This is a genomic window from Deinococcus planocerae (assembly GCF_002869765.1).
Lineage (GTDB): Bacteria > Deinococcota > Deinococci > Deinococcales > Deinococcaceae > Deinococcus > Deinococcus planocerae.
Genome location: NZ_PNOR01000002.1, coordinates 172,321 through 191,319, shown reverse-complemented (window position 1 = coordinate 191,319; position 18,999 = coordinate 172,321). Strand labels below are relative to the sequence as shown.

21 protein-coding genes are annotated in these 18,999 nt (G+C 66.5%); 8 read left to right on the top strand and 13 right to left on the bottom strand.

Features of this window, described 5'->3' with window-relative positions:
- Window positions 1–107 precede the first annotated feature (107 nt).
- Window positions 108–458 (top strand): hypothetical protein, encoded by a 351-nt coding sequence (locus A7B18_RS01960; RefSeq protein WP_102124974.1) that lies wholly within the window; start codon window positions 108–110, stop codon window positions 456–458.
- Window positions 459–657: 199 nt separating this feature from the next.
- Here the strand turns inward: A7B18_RS01960 and A7B18_RS01955 are convergent, their stop codons facing one another.
- The gene (locus tag A7B18_RS01955) at window positions 658–1,272 is read right to left on the bottom strand and encodes a hypothetical protein (RefSeq protein WP_102124973.1); all 615 of its coding nucleotides are present in this window, start codon (window positions 1,270–1,272) and stop codon (window positions 658–660) included.
- Window positions 1,273–1,564: 292 nt separating this feature from the next.
- On the opposite strand from A7B18_RS01955, the gene A7B18_RS01950 reads away from it, so the two are divergent.
- On the top strand, window positions 1,565–2,635 hold the full coding sequence (locus A7B18_RS01950) for a GGDEF domain-containing protein (protein ID WP_245872703.1): 1,071 nt from the start codon (window positions 1,565–1,567) through the stop codon (window positions 2,633–2,635).
- Between the two features lie 144 nt (window positions 2,636–2,779).
- Here A7B18_RS01950 and A7B18_RS01945 read toward each other — a convergent pair whose 3' ends face one another.
- Window positions 2,780–3,076, bottom strand: a complete 297-nt coding sequence (locus tag A7B18_RS01945; protein ID WP_342747124.1) for a response regulator — start codon at window positions 3,074–3,076, stop codon at window positions 2,780–2,782.
- A 545-nt stretch (window positions 3,077–3,621) separates the two neighbouring features.
- On the opposite strand from A7B18_RS01945, the gene A7B18_RS21195 reads away from it, so the two are divergent.
- The 3 genes from A7B18_RS21195 to A7B18_RS01940 all read left to right on the top strand — a co-directional run bounded on the left by A7B18_RS21195 (window position 3,622) and on the right by A7B18_RS01940 (window position 6,098).
- Window positions 3,622–4,980, top strand: a complete 1,359-nt coding sequence (locus tag A7B18_RS21195) for a hypothetical protein (protein WP_146009426.1) — start codon at window positions 3,622–3,624, stop codon at window positions 4,978–4,980.
- A 19-nt stretch (window positions 4,981–4,999) separates the two neighbouring features.
- Complete coding sequence (locus A7B18_RS23055; protein WP_146009425.1) at window positions 5,000–5,533, top strand: BsuPI-related putative proteinase inhibitor; 534 nt, start codon at window positions 5,000–5,002, stop codon at window positions 5,531–5,533.
- A gap of 337 nt (window positions 5,534–5,870) precedes the next feature.
- On the top strand, window positions 5,871–6,098 hold the full coding sequence (locus A7B18_RS01940; RefSeq protein ID WP_102124972.1) for a hypothetical protein: 228 nt from the start codon (window positions 5,871–5,873) through the stop codon (window positions 6,096–6,098).
- Between the two features lie 19 nt (window positions 6,099–6,117).
- Here the strand turns inward: A7B18_RS01940 and A7B18_RS01935 are convergent, their stop codons facing one another.
- Window positions 6,118–6,531 (bottom strand): response regulator, encoded by a 414-nt coding sequence (locus tag A7B18_RS01935; RefSeq protein WP_245872702.1) that lies wholly within the window; start codon window positions 6,529–6,531, stop codon window positions 6,118–6,120.
- 457 nt (window positions 6,532–6,988) lie between these two features.
- On the opposite strand from A7B18_RS01935, the gene A7B18_RS01930 reads away from it, so the two are divergent.
- The 3 genes from A7B18_RS01930 (at window position 6,989) to A7B18_RS23050 (ending at window position 8,965) form a co-directional block, all read left to right on the top strand.
- Entirely contained in the window at window positions 6,989–8,146 is a 1,158-nt protein-coding gene (locus A7B18_RS01930; protein ID WP_102124970.1) for a hypothetical protein, read from the top strand.
- Between the two features lie 64 nt (window positions 8,147–8,210).
- Window positions 8,211–8,345 carry a hypothetical protein gene (locus A7B18_RS22800; RefSeq protein ID WP_281260132.1) on the top strand — a complete coding sequence of 45 codons (135 nt, stop codon included), beginning with the start codon at window positions 8,211–8,213 and terminating at the stop codon, window positions 8,343–8,345.
- On the top strand, window positions 8,318–8,965 hold the full coding sequence (locus A7B18_RS23050) for a sigma factor-like helix-turn-helix DNA-binding protein (RefSeq protein WP_146009428.1): 648 nt from the start codon (window positions 8,318–8,320) through the stop codon (window positions 8,963–8,965). The genes A7B18_RS22800 and A7B18_RS23050 overlap by 28 nt, the downstream gene beginning before the upstream one ends.
- Window positions 8,966–9,714: 749 nt before the next feature.
- On the opposite strand, the gene A7B18_RS01910 is transcribed toward A7B18_RS23050, so the two are convergent.
- From A7B18_RS01910 to A7B18_RS01870, 10 genes are all read right to left on the bottom strand, one after another.
- Window positions 9,715–10,503, bottom strand: a complete 789-nt coding sequence (locus A7B18_RS01910; protein ID WP_102124966.1) for a hypothetical protein — start codon at window positions 10,501–10,503, stop codon at window positions 9,715–9,717.
- Between the two features lie 304 nt (window positions 10,504–10,807).
- Complete coding sequence (locus A7B18_RS01905; RefSeq protein WP_102124965.1) at window positions 10,808–12,433, bottom strand: bifunctional metallophosphatase/5'-nucleotidase; 1,626 nt, start codon at window positions 12,431–12,433, stop codon at window positions 10,808–10,810.
- An 86-nt stretch (window positions 12,434–12,519) separates the two neighbouring features.
- Window positions 12,520–13,302, bottom strand: a complete 783-nt coding sequence (locus A7B18_RS01900) for a TlpA family protein disulfide reductase (protein ID WP_102124964.1) — start codon at window positions 13,300–13,302, stop codon at window positions 12,520–12,522.
- Entirely contained in the window at window positions 13,299–13,490 is a 192-nt protein-coding gene (locus tag A7B18_RS21180) for a hypothetical protein (protein ID WP_146009424.1), read from the bottom strand. The genes A7B18_RS01900 and A7B18_RS21180 overlap by 4 nt, the downstream gene beginning before the upstream one ends.
- Before the next feature lie 230 nt (window positions 13,491–13,720).
- Complete coding sequence (locus tag A7B18_RS01895) at window positions 13,721–14,485, bottom strand: DUF305 domain-containing protein (RefSeq protein ID WP_102124963.1); 765 nt, start codon at window positions 14,483–14,485, stop codon at window positions 13,721–13,723.
- 343 nt (window positions 14,486–14,828) lie between these two features.
- The gene (locus A7B18_RS01890; protein WP_102124962.1) at window positions 14,829–15,794 is read right to left on the bottom strand and encodes an alpha/beta hydrolase family protein; all 966 of its coding nucleotides are present in this window, start codon (window positions 15,792–15,794) and stop codon (window positions 14,829–14,831) included.
- Between the two features lie 150 nt (window positions 15,795–15,944).
- Window positions 15,945–16,133 carry a hypothetical protein gene (locus A7B18_RS01885; protein ID WP_102124961.1) on the bottom strand — a complete coding sequence of 63 codons (189 nt, stop codon included), beginning with the start codon at window positions 16,131–16,133 and terminating at the stop codon, window positions 15,945–15,947.
- On the bottom strand, window positions 16,130–17,101 hold the full coding sequence (locus A7B18_RS01880) for an acyltransferase family protein (RefSeq protein WP_102124960.1): 972 nt from the start codon (window positions 17,099–17,101) through the stop codon (window positions 16,130–16,132). The genes A7B18_RS01885 and A7B18_RS01880 overlap by 4 nt, the downstream gene beginning before the upstream one ends.
- Window positions 17,102–17,210: 109 nt before the next feature.
- A complete protein-coding gene (locus A7B18_RS01875; RefSeq protein WP_180969978.1) occupies window positions 17,211–17,702 on the bottom strand; it encodes a TlpA family protein disulfide reductase in 492 nt (163 codons plus the stop codon).
- Window positions 17,703–17,857: 155 nt separating this feature from the next.
- Entirely contained in the window at window positions 17,858–18,751 is an 894-nt protein-coding gene (locus tag A7B18_RS01870) for a C39 family peptidase (RefSeq protein ID WP_245872701.1), read from the bottom strand.
- Window positions 18,752–18,999 lie beyond the last annotated feature (248 nt).

Here is an 18,999-nt window from a genome sequence, read left to right as displayed (position 1 = left end):
GGTTGGAACGGCCAGGAACTCATCTGCCAGAATGCGGACGCGCTCCCCCAGAATCTGTGACGTAGACACTCCCAGATTTTCTCGGCTGGGAGCGCTTCCCCGTCGTTATGCAGGTGCAACTCCTGAGCAAGACCTACCGCCGCCGGGGCAGCGACGAGACAGGCATCCGGGAGGCCCGCGAGCTGGTCATCGAGGTGACCCCGAAGTACGAGGCTTGGTTCCAGCAGATGAACGAGGAGCTGGCCGCGGTCCCCAGCCGCAACGCCAAGGTGAAGCCGACCGTCGAGAACATTGAGTCAGGAGCGGTCGATTTCAAAACCCTCGCCGAGGAGACCCGGCGCAAGATGCAGGCGAGCTTTGAAAAGGGTCAGCAGCTCGGCCAATCCCGCGCCCAGAAGACCAGGGGCGCCAAGGCCAAGACGACGCGCGGGCGCAGCACCACCAGGGCCAAGAAGTAGGACCAATCCGGCTGCATAATTTGACTTTGCGTACATCCGACGCTAACTTAGAGAAATCAAGGCGGCCTCGCGGGCCGCCTTCTCCTTTGAGCCAGGCCAGCTCTCCTTCTGAAATTGCCCTGAAGGTTGAGGGTGAATTGGTTGTGCGCAGATGGAGTTGAGCCTCGAAAAAAGGAGACGCCATCATGACGAACCTCCTCTAATACGGACGGCCAGCCGGCCAACCCGAGGCGTTACACCAGTCGTCCTGCACGGTTCCCCCCCGTTTCTGGCAGACCGGCGTGAGCCGCCGTTTGTCCACCGCCACTACCAGGACGCGCGTGCCATACCCGAAGTTCTTGGTTGTTAAGCGGGGCGAGAACTGCGCCAGCGCCACCAACGCTCCCGGCGGCGCCATATGCCCTACCTCGGTGTACTGCTCGCCGTCCCAGAGATACCCCCGCAGCAGGTCCCCGGGCTTCACCCCGTCGAGCGGAAGCACCAAGCTCAGGACGCTGGGCGTCAGCGGGGACTGGGCGTACACCCGGTAGTGGGCCACCACCCGAAAGGGCACCTCGTTCAGGATGTACCCCGGCGCGAAAGGCGCGGGCAAGGTGGGGCGCAATTTCTGGAACAGGAAGCTGACCCGGGGGGCGAACACATACTCCCCCGGCGTGTTGATCGCCCCGACCAGCGCTGGGGCGCCGAGGTCCAGATCGACGCGCGTCTCGCGATCAGTGCGGAAGTCGAGTTGTTTGGAATAGAGAACCTCGGAAGGCGCTGCCGCCGCGAAGCTCAGGGCGAGCATGAAGAGCGCGGTGAGCCGGGTGACCATGGGCTGACGGTAGGAGAGGTAAGTGACGAACCCCTGACGGGAAGCTGGCAGCTCATCCCCTGTACGGGCCTTTGCCCAGTTCTCCCACCGCCGCACCCCCGGGTTGAGCCGTTGCAGGGCAGCGCACCCACCGAACACCGCCATCACTCGGGCGGGCGGGAACCGGGTGGGTAGCCCGCTGACAGCCCCCATGCCTAGCAGCCGAGGACGTGAAAAGGCCGTCCAGGACGGGTCCGGTGATCAACGCGCCGCACATCCGCGCCCTGGGGAGAGGCTTCTGTGAGGCCGCAGCGTGCAGGATGAGGGCCATGTCCGCCCCCGCCCTCCCAACCCGACCGTCCTGGCCGTGATGTTCCGCGCCTCCCGCCCGAAGGCCGCGCCCCGACCGGTCCCGGCCTCCCTGACACCGCGCACCCGCCTGCTGCGCCTGGGGTGGTGGCCCGCCTGGGCGGTCCTGATCGTCAGCCTGGGGCTGCACCTGCTCTCCGGCGAGTTCTCCCGCCTCGAGCAGGACGCGGCCTTCACCCTGATCATTCTGGTGAGCATGGCGCTCGGCCGCCTTCACCCCCTCTCGGGCATCCTGCTCTTCTACGCCGCCCTGGCGCCCTTCGCCCTGTGGATCGACCAACTCCACGGCGTGGGCTGGGCCCTCACGCCCGACCTCGGCGGCTACACCGCCGTCCTGATCCTCCCCGCTGCCCTGGCCGCCGTCTACTTCGGCTTCCGGGGGACGGTGGTCTTCCTGCTGTACAGCCTGGTGGTCGGGACCCTCGCCCTGCCACTGGACCCGACGCATCTGTCCGGCGTGGCCTGGAACGTCCTGCTGGCCCTGGGGCTAGGCGGGCTGGGCGACTGGCTCCTGCGGGGCGCGGGGCGGGAGATGGTGGAATTGCGCCGCTCGGCCCTCCTCGATCCCCTCACCGGACTCGCCAACCGCCGGGCCTTCGACCATGCCCTCGACCAGGCCTGGGCCAGCCGCCCTGACCTGGCGGTGGTGCTGCTCGACCTCGACGGGCTCAAGGGCGTGAACGACACGCGCGGCCACGCGGCGGGGGACGAGCTGCTGCGCGAGTTCGCCCAGGCCCTGCAACGGCACCTCGGGACGGAAACGATGGCCTTCCGGTTGGGGGGCGATGAGTACGCGGTGCTGTGCGAGGTGGACGACCTCCCCACCGTGCAGAAGGCGGTCGGGGCAGCGGTCCTTCAGGTACAGCAGGCGGGCTTCCTGGAGGTGGGGGCGAGCGTGGGGAGTGCGAGTGCTGCGGAGGTCAGGAGCAGCGGGGCGCTCGTTCGCCTCGCGGACGAACGGATGTACACCGAGAAACGCGGCAAGCCCCAGCGCCGCACCCAGATGCCCGCCTGAAGACTCAGGCAGGCCGAGAGGGGAGGCCGTTCTCCTCCACGGGGCGCCGACCAAGTGGAGGTACCCTCGCGGCCAGGGCCAAGGAGGAGTTCCGAAGCTTGTCCCAACACGGTCTTCCCCTGGGCGAGACGGACCCCGACGCCCCTAGGCACACTGTTCCGGCCAGTGCACCAGGCGGCGGCTGGTCCAGAACTCTACGAAGCTCTCCCCCTGCTCAAGGAACTGCGCGAAGTTCACCGACTTGAGCAGGTACCAGCTGGCGTGCAGGGTGTACGCCTGGCGGATGTTGTCCTGGCTATTGGACGTCGTCAGCATCACCACGGGGATCAGGGCGAGCTGCGGGTCGGCCTTCATCGCCCCGAGCACCTCGAACCCGTTCATCGCGGGCATGTTCACGTCCAGCCGCACCACGTCGGGGAGCGGGGCGCCCAGGCGCCGCATGGTGTCCAACGCCGACCGGCCACTCTCGCAGGGGGTTACGTGGACTTGACCCCCAGCGCCGCGAAGGCCTCCTCGGCGAGCAGCAGACCGGCGGGGTTGTCGACAATCAGCAGGAGGTGGCGGGGAAGCGTCACGGGCATAAGGCTCATGTGGAAGGTGAGGAGCGGGAGTAAGACCTCCACTCAGATGGCTTGAGGACGGTGGCTGTGGCGTCATGCCGTCCAGCAGCCTGGAACTCCACTGGACATCAAGGGCAGAACCCTGGAACCGATATCCTCATATCTCTCCGGTAGGGGATGACGGCTCTCGAAACAAACATAAGCCTCATGTCCTGCTCACCACGACCGTTGAATTTTAAGTATATTGATAAGTTATCAACAACAAGAAACGGTTGACTCCGGTTTGCGGGGGCTCTCAATGTGATCTACTCGGAACCCTTTTGTCATTCCCTGCTCATAGGTATGGAGTCAAAGGAGGTGTGTCGTCAGTTTATAGCTCCGGAAATTAGAGTTGATTGACCCCATTGGCTGTTGAAGGGAGTTTCTGTGAGGAAACCGCTTGCCCTGCTGACCTTGACATGTTCTCTGCTCGTGGCCTGCTCCCAGGATGAGACGCCAGGCGACACAACCGTTGCCAATCCTGGTACGCCTCTCGCCAGCCAAACCGTGAAAGAGGATGCTTCGCAGACCTTGGACGATAAGTTCCTTAAAGTTGCCTCTAAGATCGATGACTTTGGGGGGATGTTTTTCAATCAAGATGGGGATTTAGAGGTGTACGTGCAGCCTCCTACGGGAGGCGTTTTTGATGCTGAGGACTCAAATAAAAAGATCAGGGTAAAGAATGCCGTAACGGAGGTGTTTGGACAAGAGGTATTGTTCAAATCGAATAAAAAAGCCGCCTCCAACTTGAATTCTTCTGCCAGCGAAACTGTACCCGCCGAAGTCAAGCTCAAGGAAGGTGCGTACTCCTTTAAGAGTTTGGATTATTGGTACAAAAGGATTCTTAGCAAAGTCAAGTTCTCGGAAGTTGTTTTCACAGATATTGACGAGAGTCGGAATCGTATTACAATAGCGGTCTCAAACGATGCAGAATTCTCACAAGTAAACCAGCTTCTGACCAGTCTAGGTGTTCCGAAGAATGCGGTCTTACTAGAGATTGGAAAGACACCAACTCCATCAGCCACTCTCCAAGATTATTATCGTCCTATTGCCGGAGGACTTCAAATTGAGTTCCCTGGTTATGTCTGCACACTGGGATTTAATGCTTACCTGAATGGCACTTACGGTTTTGTGACCAATAGTCATTGCAGTAGTAGAATTGCAAGTCTGGACAATGTGCAATATACACAGGGGTATAATGCTATCGGAGTTGAAACGACAGACCCTATCCCATTTACTAATATAAATGGCTGTCCCACGAACTCTAATTGTCGTTTTAGTGATGCAAATTTCGCAAGCTATATTCCCGGCACATTTACCAACTTCGGCAACCTTATGGTTACCAACAACAGGATTTCTCCCATAACGATTCGGGATAGTGGCCCGTTTCTGGCCTTTACGGGCAAGAATTACAATCTGGTTATGGGCCAAGGTGTCGTCAGGATCGGAAGAACTACCGGGACAACCGGAGGAAAAATTACGCGAACCTGCTATAATACCGGATCAACGGGAGATACGGTTGTACGATTATGCCAGTTTGGGGCCGACTACGAAGCAAATCCGGGTGACAGTGGCTCTCCTGTGTACGAGACATACACAGTGATTCCTGTTAATCCGCCTGGTCCATCTTATAATGTGGTGAATCTGCTTGGCATTCATTGGGGAGGGGCAAAATCGCAAAACAATATTGTTTTTAGCCCCTTAAGTGGAATTGAACGAGATCTGGGAACTCTGACCATCAGGTAAACATGAATGGGGGTGCAATATGGCAAGCTTATCCAACCTCGCCAAGTTTCCCAACTTCATCCTCGCCCTTCCACTCCTGCTAGCTTCTTGCCAGTCTATCAGCAGTACGCGACCAGGTGGTGTCACAAGTACGAACAGTAGCAGCTACACTGCTGTTCTACCATGTTTAGGTTTGAAGTTAACAGTAGGAAACCTAGGGTCTGATGGACGAGTACCGATAACTCTTACGGCAAAGAATATCTGCAACCAATCGGCAATGGTGTACTTTGGCAACCAGCCAGCATTTGACATAATTATATACCAGGGGGACAGCGAGATATGGAACTTTAACAACGGAAGGCCACCGACCAATATACTTCAAGTGAGCAATCTAATGGCCGGAGAGGAAGTCAACTTCGTTGCGAGTTGGGATTTGAAGAACAACAATGGCAGCTACGTAGCTACCGGGTCATATCGAATAAAGGGCGTTTTAACTGCCACAGGTCTTCAATCTGATATTGACTCATTAAAGCGAAGAGAGACGCCCTGGCAAAATCTACTGATCTCCCCTTAATCACCAGACCAGTGAGCAGTCAGGCGTAATACGGAATCTCCCGTGTTGCGCTTTTTTCGAGGCTTGGTCATGTCCTACGATGAACACGCTGTGCGGCGCGCCGTGGAAGCCGCGACGGCGCGGTTGTCGTCCCTCCAGTTGGAGGACACGGATGGCTCACACCTGGTGGCCTCACTCGACGCGGCCCTGGCACCCCTCTTCGAGGAAGTGTTCGCCATGCTGATGCGTCCCGATGCCCCCCCCGCAGCCGCCCCCACCCTCGCCTTCACCCATCGAGCTTGGTCTGCTGGCTGGATTCGTGCAGGACGCCCGGACGCTGGAGGAAGCAGGGTAGCGGATGAGGGAGCGGATCGTTAACCATGAGGCCCTCTCGGCCCAGCAGCAGGCATTTTCCAACACCAACCTGGGCTCCCTTCTGGCCCAGGCTGCGGTCGCGCTGTCCAACCTGATGGACCTCGTCTCTCCCACCCGCGGGAGGATCGATTCGAAACACCGGGTCGGCACGGTGGCGGTGGATGGCAACATCAATCGCCTGACGTTCTCCTCGTGGTCTCCACCCCAGTAGCTGGACCCAGAGGGGCGGCTCACGCCGACTGTTCCAGCGCGAGCCACCGCTGTCCCAGCCGGTTGATCGTCTCCACGAACGCCCCGAACCCTTCCGGCTTGACCACGTACTCGTTGGCGCCGCACGCCGCACTGGCCGCGCGGTCCTGCGGCAGGTTCGAGGTCGTGAAGATCACCACCGGCATGGTCTGGAGCGTTTCGTCCTCCTTGATGGTGCACAGCACCTCGTGCCCGTTCACCCGGGGCATCTTCAGGTCGAGCAGCACCAGGTCGGGGTGTCCTTCCGGCCGCCCGGCGTAGGCTCCCCGACGGTAGAGGAAGTCCAGGGCCTCGGCACCGTCCCGCGCCACGCTGACCGCGCACCGCACGTCGCTCAACTCCAGGGCGACCCGGGCCAGTTCCAAGTCCTGTTCGTTGTCCTCGACGATCAACAAATGCTTGATGACGGCCTTCCTTTCAGCAAGAGCGAGCACCCGAAAGTGCCCGGCGCAGTGGAGACACTTTACATGAAGCGTTGTTAAAGACGACCCACCGCTGGGGGTGCTCATGCGCCGCCGAGCCCCTACAACGGCTGAGTTGGTTCCTCCTCCAGCACCGTGAGGGTCGCCACCGCCAGGCCCCGGGCGGAGGCCCGCGCCGCCCCGGACTGGTCAAGGGGAGGGCGCGCGGCCGGGCAAGCCCGGCTGCTCCCCTTCCCAGCACCACGCGTGGATCATACCCTGCCCAGCCGCGAAGCCCGCTCCGCAGTGAAGCGGCTGATCGAGCGTGGCTTGGTCTCGCGGGACGGGAAGAACAATCTGTGCCTCGACGAGGCCCGCTGCTCCAGGCTGCCCGAGGTTTTCTCGTTCCCTGCGTCTCACGACCTCGGACAAAAACCTCTACCCTCCAGCTATGCCGGAAGCCTCCCCCAACCCCACCTACTCCGGGCACCTGGGCCAGCCGCGCTACCTCCAGCGGGACGGCCAGCCGCTCACCCCGGACTACCGCTACGAGCTCCCCGAGGACGTGCCCCGGGTGGTGTCATGGGGCGACCAGGACCACCTGACCTACGCCGCTCACCTGCTCGCCTTCGACCTGTTCCGCAGCCAGGCCATCGCCGAGACGCTCGCGGGAGACCTGCGCGAGCGGGTGCTACGTCCTCTTCCTCACAACCAGCCCTGGGAGATGACGCGGGAGGAGTTGCTGGAGCGGATCGGGGTCTCGGACACGCTTACCTTCGGGGTGCAGGGCCAGCTCCTCACCTTGCCCGCCCTCGCCGTCTCCGAGGAGGGCTACGTGCGGGTGCTGCTGTGGTCGGGCGACACCTGGCTCCAGAGTGACCAGTTCGAGGTCAGCCCACAGGAGACGGCCGGACAGGACAGCCTGCCCGCGCTCTTCCTGCCCGACGCGGAGGACCTGGCGCCGCTGCGACGCTTCGCCGAGACGCACGGTCTGAGGCTGGACGAGGACCACGGCTGGATTCCCCTGGGAGGCCCCCTGCCGGAGGTGCTGGCAGCCTTCCAGACCCGCGCCCGCGAGGCCCTCGACGTGGAGGCGGCCGCCCAGCGACTGCACCATCGCGACCAGCCACTGGTCCCCGGCGAGGCGGTGCCGGTGCACCGGGCGGTGGACCTCGGCGAGCGGGCGCGGACCCTGCTCGTCCGCTGGACGGTGGGCCAGCTCCACGTCCCTGACGTGCCCCAGGGGTGGACGCCGCCCATCCTGGAGGACCGGGCGCACGAGGCGGCCCAACGGTACAACGAGGAACTCCGCCGCCTGATCGCGCAACTGCTGGACAGCTTCGCCTCTTCGCCACACGAGGTGGTGCGGCTCCAGGTGGCGCCCGGCTGGTACCGGGTGGGGGACCACGTCCTGCGCATCACCGGGCAGGGGGAACTGCGGGTGCGGACCTTGCAGGAGTACGTGGCCTGGCGCAACCGACGGCCGTATGACGTGGAGCGGGACGTGGAGTGGCAGAGGGCGCCCGACGAGGGACGGTTGCTGCGGCTGGTCAACGTGCGTGACCCCGGCCCGCCGCCCACGCTCCCCGACTGGGCTCTCCTGGTCTGACGTCACGTCGGGGGCCACGGCGCACCAGCAGGGCTGCTTCTATTTCTATGGAGACCACAGCATCGTGCCCTCCGTTCACGCCCCCCCTGACCTGGGCCTGCTGATCCAGTCCAGGCTGGACGACCTGGTCCTGAGCCTGAGCAAGGAGCGCGACCGCGAGGTAGCCGCGGCCTGGAAGACGGTCGCAGCCACACCCTAGAAGAGATCGGCCTGCGCCACGGCGTCACCCGTGAACGGGTTCGGCAGGTCCTGCTGCGCTGCCGCCGGACCGTCCGGTACCAGCTCAGCCGTGCCGAACGCGGGAACGTCGACCGACCCCTGCGGCATCTGGGCCACGCCTTGCGGCCGCTCACGCATGACGAAACCAGTCTGCTCTCTCCGGATCGGACCGCCCAGGTCGTCGTGCACCACCTGGACCACCTTGACCTCCATGTCGGCGCTCACCTGGTGGAGGGGCTGGCGAGGGAAAACAAGGACCGCGGTGTCACGGTGACCATTCACGCGGCGGCCAAGACCCTGCTGTGCGACCTGCTCGCCGAGGAACGGTGGCAGCGCGTCCTGCACGGTCGATTGGCCGACCTCCTGCGCGACGTGCGCTTTCCAGGCGGGGAGCGTGCCTACACTCCGGAGGAACTGGGCCTGCTGGCCCGCTGCTCCGCGCCCGCGAGCCCCGTGACGGGGAGGGGTTCTACAGCCGCAACCTCGGCCACCCGGTGGCCTACGACTCCAAGACGGAGGGGCGCGTCCTGCAACACCTGGAGGCCCACCCCGCCGTGCGGGCGTACCAGGAACAGCCGCTGGCGATTCCTACGAACATGAGGGGCGCGCCCGGCGGTACTTCCCGGACATCCTCATGCACCTGCACGACGTGCGGGCTGTCCTGATCGAGGTCAAGCCGCCGCTGTGCATGGCGGCCAGCGTAACCTCAGCAAGTGGGGCGCGATGAAGGCGCTCTGTGCGGAGCGGGGGTACGGCCTGCTCATCACGGATGGACGGACGACGCTCCTCGACGTGATGCGGCGGGCTCACCGCGCCCCGGAACTCGTCAGTCGGCTTCAGGCCTTGCTCGATGAGCACCGGACGCTCTCGTTTCCCGCCTGCCTGGCACAGATGGGCCGGCCGCTGCCCCTCGCGCTGGATTTTGCCGCCGTCGGGATCAAACGTCGCCTGCCCTTCCGGACGGTTCGGGGGCGCGGACGCAGACCTGCTGATCGACGACCCGCTCATCGAGGTGAAGGTCATCCGACACCTGCGGCTGAAGGGCGAATACCTCCAGCCGCTCACCGGGTACCTGGTGCTCGACCGCCTCGCGGGGGTCCACGGCAGCACACTGCCCGTGTGACGGCTCGGCGTGGACTCCGCCCGGCACGGCGTCCTTCAGGTTCTGAAGATTCTGGACGTCTTCCGGCCGGGCCTCTTGGCCCAGCTCGTCACCTGGTTCGACGACAGCCTGCCGGAAAGGTGAAGGCTTCGGGAACATCTCCGGTTCCGGGAGCGTGGGGAGCCGTTTCAAAAGCCAGACGACCTCATCCTGCGGTCCACTTGGCCGGTGGCAGAGGTCTGGACACTCAGAATGCAGACCTCCTGTCGCCGTGACTTGCAGGTCTCGGGAGACCCTCACGGTAGGTGTGGAGGCGTTCCAGGTGAAATGACCGGACTCTATCGATGGTGCGCTGAATGCTGGCCGTGCGCCCGTCCACCATGTCCCGCGTCACCTCTGGGAGGTCATCCCTGGCAGGTCGAGGTCGGCCCATCAGTTCCCAGTACATCGGAATGACCTGCATGGCCGAATTGCGCTCCTCGTACAAGTACCCGGAGGCCAGGGCGAGTTCGTGTGTCAGCTTCTCCAGTTCTTCCCTGGCCGTTTTGAACTCGTTGCCCCAGATTTCGTCCAGGCCGACCGTGGCACGTCTATACCCAGAGGTGAGGCGATAAAGATCCTCCCTGAACTGGCGACTGCGCTTACGATCACGCTCGGCGGTCTCCTCCGGCGTCTGTTGCCGCTCGTCTTCCCCGAAATCCCTGAGGATCCATGGAGAGCGAGCAGAGTGGATGGTGCCTTCCAAGTCATGCAAAGCCTGATGGGCGTCGATGACCCGACTGAGTTCTTGCTCGGCGAGCGCTGCCCGTCGCCACGACTGCAAGGCCCTCCATGCGAAGTAAGTGGCGAGGCCCGTCGCCACCAAGGCGAGCAGCGCCACGAGACCTGTCGCCCAGGTGGCCTGCGCTGCGGACTCGGCGGCCCTGGCGGAACGGAGAGCGGTCAGCAGCTCGAGGCTGGGGCCGGGCGGTGGAGGAATCTCGGGGAGGGGACTTGGATGGGAGAGATGGACACCAAAGGGGGATGAGGACGTCATGCCCCCTCATTATGGGATATTATGTTCAGAGCGTAACGAAGAGGCGGCGCCGGTCACCTCCGGCGGGGGTGTTCCCGCAGGTGGAGTGTCGTCCGCGCCGCCGGGGCCGTTTTCATGCGCAGCGTGCGGATCGGCAACACCGCTTCAATCGCGACGGTGACGGTCAGAACGCGGCACCCCCATCCGGGAGCGACCTCCTCTCCCTCCCAAATCCTGGCCCAGCCTCCGAAAATCAGGTGCCGTCCACCGGTCCCGGCGGGATGGATTCACCCCCCATCGAGCGGGCCTGTCCCCTCTCAGCGCCTCAATTTCCGCCCACTGCCCGGATACGCTGCCCGACCGTGGGCGTCACCGTGCCGAGCCCCTGGATGTACTCGAGGACCACCTGCGCGTCGGGCTCCCGGGTGGTGCCCTGCCCGTCAGCGAACATGGTGTACTCGTCCCCGCCGCTGTTGGTGAAGTCGCTCAGGGCCAGGGTGTAGGTCGTGGCGTCCCTCTGGATCGGCGTGCCGCCGTCCAGGGTGACGCTGACGATGCGCGACCCCACCGGCCGGCTCACGTCGTACGTGAACGAGAAGCCCGAGACCTGCAGGAAGCGCCCGCTGGCGGCGGGGAGGGCCGAGACGCTGTTCTCCAGCGCGGCGTAGAGCTGCGTGCCCGTGACGGTGCGGGTCACGACGGTGTTCCCGAAGGGCAGCACCGAGTACACGTCCCCGGCCACCAGGTCGTAGGGCGGCCCCGGCTGGTACCCGGGAGCGGGGCGGCGCAGGCTCTTGTCCTGCGGCGCGTAGCTGGAGGGCAGCGGGCTGCGGATGCTGCCGCCGTTCTGGATGGCGAGCTGGGTGCCGTAGCGGGCCCGGAAGGCGTCCGCGATCAGGTCGCCCAGCGCGACCTCCTGCAACCGCTCGACATTGCCCCCACGCGGGAACACGTCGGTGGCCACCCCGACTCGGCGGTCGAGCTGCTGGGCGAGCTGGGCGCGGTAGGGGGCGAGCACCTGCTCGACGGCGGGGTCGGGCGTGACGGCGTCCACGCGCGGCTCGACGAAGGTGTTCACGCGGTCCGTCACCCGGCGGCTCGCGTGGTCATAGGTGACGCTGACCTTCGCGTAGCTCGCGCCCTTGCTGAGGTTCTCCACGACCAGGGCGTCCCCCACGAAGCCGCTGAACTTCTCGTTGGTGTGGTCCCCGAAGATCACGTCGAAGCCGCGCACGCTCTTGGCGAAATCGATCAGGGGCCCAGTCGCCGCCCGCGAGGCGTCCTGGCCGGTCACCCCCAGGTGCGTGATCGCCACGAAGACCTGGGCGCCCTGGGCGAGCGCGGCGGCCCGCGTCCGGGTCGCCGCCGCGACGGGGTCCGTGACCACCAGGGTGCCCAGCGCGCCCGGCGCGACCAGGGTGGGCGCCTCGGGGTTGGTCAGCCCGACCACGGCGACCTTCACCCCGCCGACGGTGAAGATCTTGTACGGGGCCACGTTCCTCAGGTTCGCGCCCAGATTCTCCAGGTTCGCGGAGAGGTACGAGAACTTGGCCCGGTCGATGAGTCCCTGGAGGAAGGCCGTGCCCCGGTCGAAGTTGTGGTTGCCGAAGGTGTCCGCGTCGAAGCCCATCGCGTTCATGGCCTCCACGGCGGGCACCTCACCGAAGAAGCCCGACAGGGGCGGGGACGCCCCGTAGGCATCGCCGCCGGTGAGGGTGAGGGTGTTGGGGTTGCTCGCGCGGTCCTGCTTGAAGTACGCGCTGAGCACAGCCGCGCCGCCCACCTGGTAGGCACCTGTGCCGCTGCCCACGCTCAGGGGGTCGAGTTGCGCGTGCCAGTCCGACACGTCGAGGAACTGGAGGGTGACGGGCGGCCCCGGGGGCACGGGGTCGGGGGAGCAGGCCACGAGCGCGAGGGTCAGGGTGGCGAGCGGCAGGGTCCTGGTGGGCATAGGTTCTCCTTTTCCCGGGGGGCGGCGGGTGGTGAAGCGGGGCGGAGCCCAGGGCGTCCACGAGGGAGGGTGGGCCCGCCCTCCCATCAGCGGGTCTCTTTCGCCTGCCGGATCAGGGTTTGCAGTTGAGCGCTGCTGAGCGGGCCGAGGTGCCGGGCGACGATGCGGCCCCGCGCGTTCACGGCCAGGGTGGTGGGGAAGCCGCTGACCCGCAGCGTCCCGGTGACCGCCTCCCCGCCCAGCCAAGTGGCGCCCGCGGGCGGGTAGGCGCGGAGGAACGCCCCCACCCGCCCCGCCGGTTCACCGACGTTCAGCAGCACCACGGGTTCCCCCGCCTGGACCGCCCGCATCAGGAGCGGCATCTCCGCCCGGCAGGGCGGGCACCAGGTGGCCCACAGGTTCACCACGCCCGGGCGGGGCAGCGCGACCGGGCGGGAGACCGTGCCCCCCGCGAGGCGCGGGAAGCGCGCCTCCGGGAACGTCTGCACGGCGGGGGTGGGTCGGAGCAGCAGGGGCAGCACGCCCGCCAGAACGGTGACGAGCAGCGGGAGGGCCAGCCGGTCCGGCAGCCGCCGTCGGGGCCACCAGAGGGCCAGCAGCCCCGCCGCGAGGCCCGGCCCCCACGCCCAGCCGCCCCGCCGGACATCCAGCAGTTCGAGCACCCCTGCGCCCAGGGGCTGGCTCAGGTTCCCGAAGAGGCCGGGCAGGGTCGCCCAGAGGCGGGCGGTGACCAGGGCCACGGCCGCGGCCACCCCCGCCCCGCGGAAGCGGGCCAGGGAGGACCACGCCAGCAGGCCGAGCACCAGCGTGAGCTGCGACCAGCCCAGCACCAGCGGACCGATCTTCAGGGCATCGGGCCCGATGTTCACGAGCGTTCCCGCAGGAGGGACGGACGACCGTGCCCGGCCCGACCGGACGGCCCGCGACCTCCATGCTCGCGGGTTCCCGGCGGGCGGCTGGCCGTCCCTGTCCCGGCGGCCCTGCCGCCGTGGTGGGGAGGCCGCCCGCCGGCCAGGCGGAAGAGGCGGCGCATCATCAGGCAGTCACGGGTCGTCAAGGTGCTCCTCCTGGGCCTGAAGGGCCCATCCTCCCGTTGACCAGGTACACGGCCTGGACGGGTCCCTGCTCCTGAACCGTCCGAAGGCGGGTCAACCGGCCCATTGTTCAGCAACTGTGTAAAGATCGTGTAACCGCGTTTGCGGTGGGCCAGAGGACGCTTCAAGAACAGCAGGGGGACAGCGTTGTCCCCCTGCCACGGCCGCTGCCCGCCCGAACCGGGCCCGGTGCTCAGTAGGCGGGCGTCTCGATGGTCTGGCCGTACCAGAGCATCAGCCAGGCCTGGAACTGGGCGCGCTGCATCGACTGCATGTTCACAACGCTCATGGCGTAGTTCTTCAGTTCCGGGCGGTTCGACTTGAGCACGGCGATCTGGGACATGATGATGACGCGCTCGTGCCCGCGGACGATGCCCTCGAGCCATGCTCGGTCACTTTCCACCGGGCGGCCCGCCAGGGTCTCGTAGCGGGTGAGCTGGAACAGGGCGTCGAGGTCGCGCTCCACCAGCCGCTGCTCCTCGCGCACGGGGTCGATGTTGTACCACTGCCTCAACCAGGTCCGCAATTGGTTGATCTCCTGGGTCTGCCGCTCGATGATCATCTGGGCGGCCTGCCTGGCCTCGGGACGCTGGCCGTTGCGCACCTCGGCCTCGGAGATGTAGATGGCGTACTGGTGGTGGCGAATCGTCTGCGACATGTAGGCGATGTTGAAGGCGTCCGCCTCCTTCTGCCGCAACGACTCCAGGGAGCGCCGCCCGATGGGCACGTACTCCGGCGTGAGCTTGAGGTTGAGACGCTGCGCCTGGACCTGCGCCGCGCTGGCGTCACTCTCGGCCCGCAGCGGCGTGGTGTTGACTGGAGCGGACGTCTGCACCGGGGTGGTCTCCGAACTCTGTGACGTGGCCGCCCCGGCCGCCGGAGGAGTCTCCCCGCACGCGACGAGGAGGAGCGTGACGCTGGCGGCGATGACGGCGGGACGAAGCTGCTGGGTCTTCATCTGGGGACCTCCGGGTGCAGCCGGGTTCGGCGCGTGACCGACGGCAGACCAACAAGACCACGCCCGGAGACGCCGTCTCCCTTTGAAAGGGCGGGGAAAGTCAGGCGGACGGTTCAACGCCGCGAGAGATCAACCGGTTGCCCCGCCATCGTAAGAAGCCCCGTGTTCAGATCGTGTAAAGGTCGTGGGGCGCTCAAGGTTCCGTCAAGGAAGAGGCGTGGGGCCGAGGCGGCTCAACTTGGCCGGGCCAGGTCGGCGGGAGGCTTCGGGCAGCCCCCTTCGGCGGGCCAGCACCAGTCCGGCGGCGCACACGTGCTGGTGTGCGCCGCCGGACCCACTGAGCCTACAGGTTCTGCCGGAAGAACGCCACGGACCGCCTGAGCGCGACGCTCAGGTTCCGGCTGAGGTTGTGATCGTCGCTGGGGTAGGTGAAGAAGGTGTACGGCTGCCCCGCAGCCTTCAGGCCCCCCGCCAGCGCCTGCGAGAGGCTGAGGGGGACGTGGGTGTCCCCGGTGCCGTGGTGAAGCTGGAGGGGCCGTCCCTTCAGGTCCGAGAGGAAGAAGTTGGGGGAGATCGCCCGGTACAGGTCGGGATTCTGGGCGGGCGTGCCGTACCTCGCGAGCATCCGGGCGCGGGGGTCGTTCCCCCCGGACCCGCTCCCCCAGCGGGGCAGGTCCCGGAAGATCAGGTCGTACGGTCCGACGACGCCCGCCCAGATGTTGCCCGCCTTGATCTGGGGGTTGATGGTCATGGCGCGTAGGGTGATGTGCCCGCCCATCGAGTGGCCCCACATGCCGATGCGCGCCGGGTTCACGCCCTCCAACTTCTGGAGGGAGGAAAAGGCGTTGAGCACGTCGACGGTGTACTCCGGCGACCAGTAGGCCGCCGCCGCGGGCTCGCCCTGGGAGCTGCCGTGGCCGCGGTAGTCGGGCTTCAGGACGACGAACCCGGCGCGGGCGAAGGCGTCGATGTAGGCGACGTACCGCTCGGTGGTCCGGTACTGCTGGGGAGGGATGTACCCGTGGTTGAACACGATGGCGGGCCACCCCCCCTTGGGCGGCGTGCCGTTGGGAACCGTGAGCAGGGCGTCTAAGCGCAGCCCGTCCGAGAGGTAGGACACCACGCGCCGTTCATACCCCGCGCCCGGGCGGAGCGTCTGGCGGGTGGTGAGGGCGCTGCCGGGGTAGGCGCGCGCCCGCATCCGCTCGATGGAGAGGGGAGCGTTCTCCGTCTGGGCGAGTCGGGCCTGGGCGGCCGGGGCCGCACTCAGGCCGGCGAGCAGCAGGGCGAGGCGCAAGGGGTGGGGCATGGTCAGTCACCTTTCGCGGGGGCGAGGGGGGGCGGCGAGGAGGGGCTGGGTCGCCGTACCCTACCCGGCCCTTGTTCAGGTCGTGTAAAGCCAGCCCTGGACACGGGCCCTCCGGGCGGCGCTCCCGGGGCTTACCCCGGCTCCAGCGGGTCAACGGCCGAAGACCCACTGCGCCACCCGCGTCCCGGCCAGGAGGCGCGCCACGGCGAGCGGCACGGCCAGCGCCACGGCCCCGTAAGCCACGAGCACAAGCACGAACCGGGCCGGGTCTCCCGGAAACCCCCGGCGTTCCAGGAACAGCAGGACGGCCGGGTGCAGCAGGTACACCTGCAGGCTCACCGTGCCCAGGAGGTGAGCACCCTCACCAGCCAGGCCGGGGCCCGGGTGAGGACCTGGGCGAGCCCCAGGAGGGCCAGCGAGGCGGCCGTCGTGTAGGACCAGTTGGCGAGGCTGTACGCCGCGGAACTCACCGTAGCCCCCTGGAGCAGGGCCACGGACAGGGGCACGTACCAGGCGAAGGTGAGGAGCGTGGCTGCGACGATCCAGAGGCGCCAGCGGTACCAGAAGCGCTCAAAGGGGACGTCGCTCGACCCGAAGGACATGCCCAGCCCGAGCACCGGCAGGTACCACAGAACCATCGTGGCCGGGAAGCGGAAATGGAGCACGCCCGAACGGTTGAGCAGGTACACCAGCAGTTGCAGCCCGCCGGCGCCGACCAGCACCCACAGGAAGCGCGGCCTCCGGCGGAAGAGGGGCAGCAGGAGGGGCAGGATCAGGGAGAACTGCAGGGCGATCAGGAGGAAGTACAGGTGGAAGTACCCTTTCCCGTACTGAAGCCAGACCCGCCAGCGTTCCGGGTCCCCGAGAACTCCGGGCGGGTCCTGGGCCGTGAGCACGCGGAAGCCGACGTACGCCACCGTCCAGAAGAGGTACGGCACCAGCACCTTCTGGAAGCGTGACCGGACATAGGCGCCGAGGTGGAACCGGCGTAGGGCGGACCGGGTGAGGACCAGGGCCGTGAGGAAGAGGAACGCCGGCACCACGAAATGCGAGCCGCGGTTGAGGACCATCAGGCCCTCGCTGAGCAGCGAGCCCGCCGCCGCGTGACGGATCGCCAGACCCGTCAGGTGGTGCAGCACCACCGCGAGGATGGTCATGCCGCGGTACACGTCGAGTTCGACCATCCGGGCGAGGCGCGCGTCCGGCGCGGTCGTCACCCCGGTCGACGTCTCGCCCCGGTTCGCCTGCCCGGGCACCCGCGGCGGATCACCAGGCTCCCCGGTCACGGGAGCGGTCAAGGGGTCCACGCCGTCTCACTCGTCGCGCGGTCGGGGGCCGGCTTCGCGGCGTTCTGAGGCCGGGCCGGGGTTCTGGGGAACGGGGGGTTCATTCCTCCTCCTGTCCCCCGGGTGGGGGCTACAGCAGGGCCTGGAGGTCGCGCACCAGCTCGCGCTCGTCGAGCCGGCCGTGCACGACCCGCTGGATGCGGCCATTCCGGTCGATGAAGACCGTGGTCGGCAGCGTGGCCCGGTACTCGTGCGCAACCACTTCGCCCGGGTCTCGCCCCGTGAGCACGCCGAAGAGGAACTGCGCGTCGTAGCGGGTCAGGTCATTGGGGGTCACGTGGGCGTGCAGGCTCAGCACCGCCAGGTCACGGTCCACGTACTGGTACTGGTACAGGCGCAACAACCGGTCGTTCGCCCGGCAGACCGTGCAGTGGACGTCCCCGAACAGCACGATGACCGCCTTGCCCCGCAGGTCGGAGAGGCGGACGGTCTCCCCGTCCACCGTGTGCAGGACGAAGTTGGGGGCCGGTTGGCCGATGCTGGCCACCGGCCCGCCGCCACCTGCGAGGGCGGCGCCGAGGAGGGTCAGGACGGTGAGGCAGATGGCGGTATGGATTCTCATGTCTCCTCCGGAACAGCAGGTGAACGGTCCAGCCTGGTTGTACCGCCCGGACATGAGGGCAGGGAGGCCACCCGTTCACCCGGAGCGGCCAGCGTCCCGCAGGTGCCGTCCTCGTCCTGCCCCTGGACCTCCGCCCACCTCGCCGTGACGCGCTCCTACGCCCCGAGCGCGCGGCTGGCGACCTGCTCGAAATGCAGCAGTTCCTTGCTTCTCGGGTAGGCCCTCAGGGCCCGCCGGGCCAGGTTCAGCGTCTTGCGGTGCTCACCCGCCCGGGTCCACGCCTCGAAGGCCTCCTGACGGTACAGGAGGTACATGGTCGGCACGCCGAGCGCCACCGCCCGGTCGAAGTTCCCGGAGGCCGCCGCGACATTGCCCAGCCGGAGGTTCGCCTTGGCCAGCCCCCACCAGGCATAGGGATCGTTCGGGCGCGCCTTGACGTCCTGCTCCCCGTGGAGTCTGGCGTGCCGCCAGTTGGCCGCCACGCCGAAGTCCTCGCCCAGGGCCGCCCGCACCTGCGCCTCCTTGCCGGGCGGATACGCGACCAGGTACTCGCCGTTGTAGTACCGCCACAGGTCCTGCACCTCCGCCGTGGTGAGGCTCAGCGAGGGGCCCCGGATGGGGTCGCTCACCAGGAAGCGGCCCCGGCTGTACCCGTACACGGTGCGGAAGTGCGCCACGTTGCTGCCCGCGCGCAGGCGCTGCTGCACCACCACCGGAAAGCCGCGGGAGACCAGTTCGCGCAGCACCTCGGCGTCCCCCGCGTAGCGGATCACGCTGCGCAGCCCGGAGCGGCCCAGGTAGGCGGCGAGTTCCAGGCTGGTGACCTGGGGATCCCCGCGGTAGTCCTTCATGGCCTGGGCCGCCCCCGCCTGGGTGACCCGGGTGCCGTAGTACCCGAGGACGGTCAGCGCCGTCACCGGGGCACAGTTGTCCGGGCCCTGGTACTCATGGCGGATGTTCTTCAGGGTGACGCTCGCGGGCAGGGCGGACGCCGACCCGACGAGCGCGCACAGAGCCAGCGAAAACAGGGGAAGCGGTCGCATCGGCATGGCTTATCTTGCCGGGGGCCTGTAAAAAACCTGTAAAGAACGCGTCGGGCGAGCAGGGACCGCGCTTGAGCCTGCGTTGAGACCACTGCGGACCGGTCTTCCCGCGCTGCTTCCGCGGGTGAGCATGGTCTTGCGCCGCTTAGCCTGGAGTCTTTCCCGAAGCGAGGTGGAGGGCGGAGATCCAGGTCACGAACCCGACCTCAGCCTGTTCAGGCACCTTCCCTCAAGACGCCTGTTGCGGAAGCGGT

What these genes read in the sequence shown, in the direction of transcription:
- A7B18_RS01960 (WP_102124974.1), top strand. Translation starts at nt 108, where the DNA reads ATGCAGGTGCAACTCCTGAGCAAGACCTACCGCCGCCGGGGCAGCGAC.
- A7B18_RS01955 (WP_102124973.1), bottom strand. Translation starts at nt 1,272, where the DNA reads ATGGTCACCCGGCTCACCGCGCTCTTCATGCTCGCCCTGAGCTTCGCG.
- A7B18_RS01945 (WP_342747124.1), bottom strand. Translation starts at nt 3,076, where the DNA reads ATGCGGCGCCTGGGCGCCCCGCTCCCCGACGTGGTGCGGCTGGACGTG.
- A7B18_RS23055 (WP_146009425.1), top strand. Translation starts at nt 5,000, where the DNA reads ATGGCAAGCTTATCCAACCTCGCCAAGTTTCCCAACTTCATCCTCGCC.
- A7B18_RS01940 (WP_102124972.1), top strand. Translation starts at nt 5,871, where the DNA reads ATGAGGGAGCGGATCGTTAACCATGAGGCCCTCTCGGCCCAGCAGCAG.
- A7B18_RS01930 (WP_102124970.1), top strand. Translation starts at nt 6,989, where the DNA reads ATGCCGGAAGCCTCCCCCAACCCCACCTACTCCGGGCACCTGGGCCAG.
- A7B18_RS01910 (WP_102124966.1), bottom strand. Translation starts at nt 10,503, where the DNA reads ATGACGTCCTCATCCCCCTTTGGTGTCCATCTCTCCCATCCAAGTCCC.
- A7B18_RS01905 (WP_102124965.1), bottom strand. Translation starts at nt 12,433, where the DNA reads ATGCCCACCAGGACCCTGCCGCTCGCCACCCTGACCCTCGCGCTCGTG.
- A7B18_RS01895 (WP_102124963.1), bottom strand. Translation starts at nt 14,485, where the DNA reads ATGAAGACCCAGCAGCTTCGTCCCGCCGTCATCGCCGCCAGCGTCACG.
- A7B18_RS01890 (WP_102124962.1), bottom strand. Translation starts at nt 15,794, where the DNA reads ATGCCCCACCCCTTGCGCCTCGCCCTGCTGCTCGCCGGCCTGAGTGCG.
- A7B18_RS01875 (WP_180969978.1), bottom strand. Translation starts at nt 17,702, where the DNA reads ATGAGAATCCATACCGCCATCTGCCTCACCGTCCTGACCCTCCTCGGC.
- A7B18_RS01870 (WP_245872701.1), bottom strand. Translation starts at nt 18,751, where the DNA reads ATGCCGATGCGACCGCTTCCCCTGTTTTCGCTGGCTCTGTGCGCGCTC.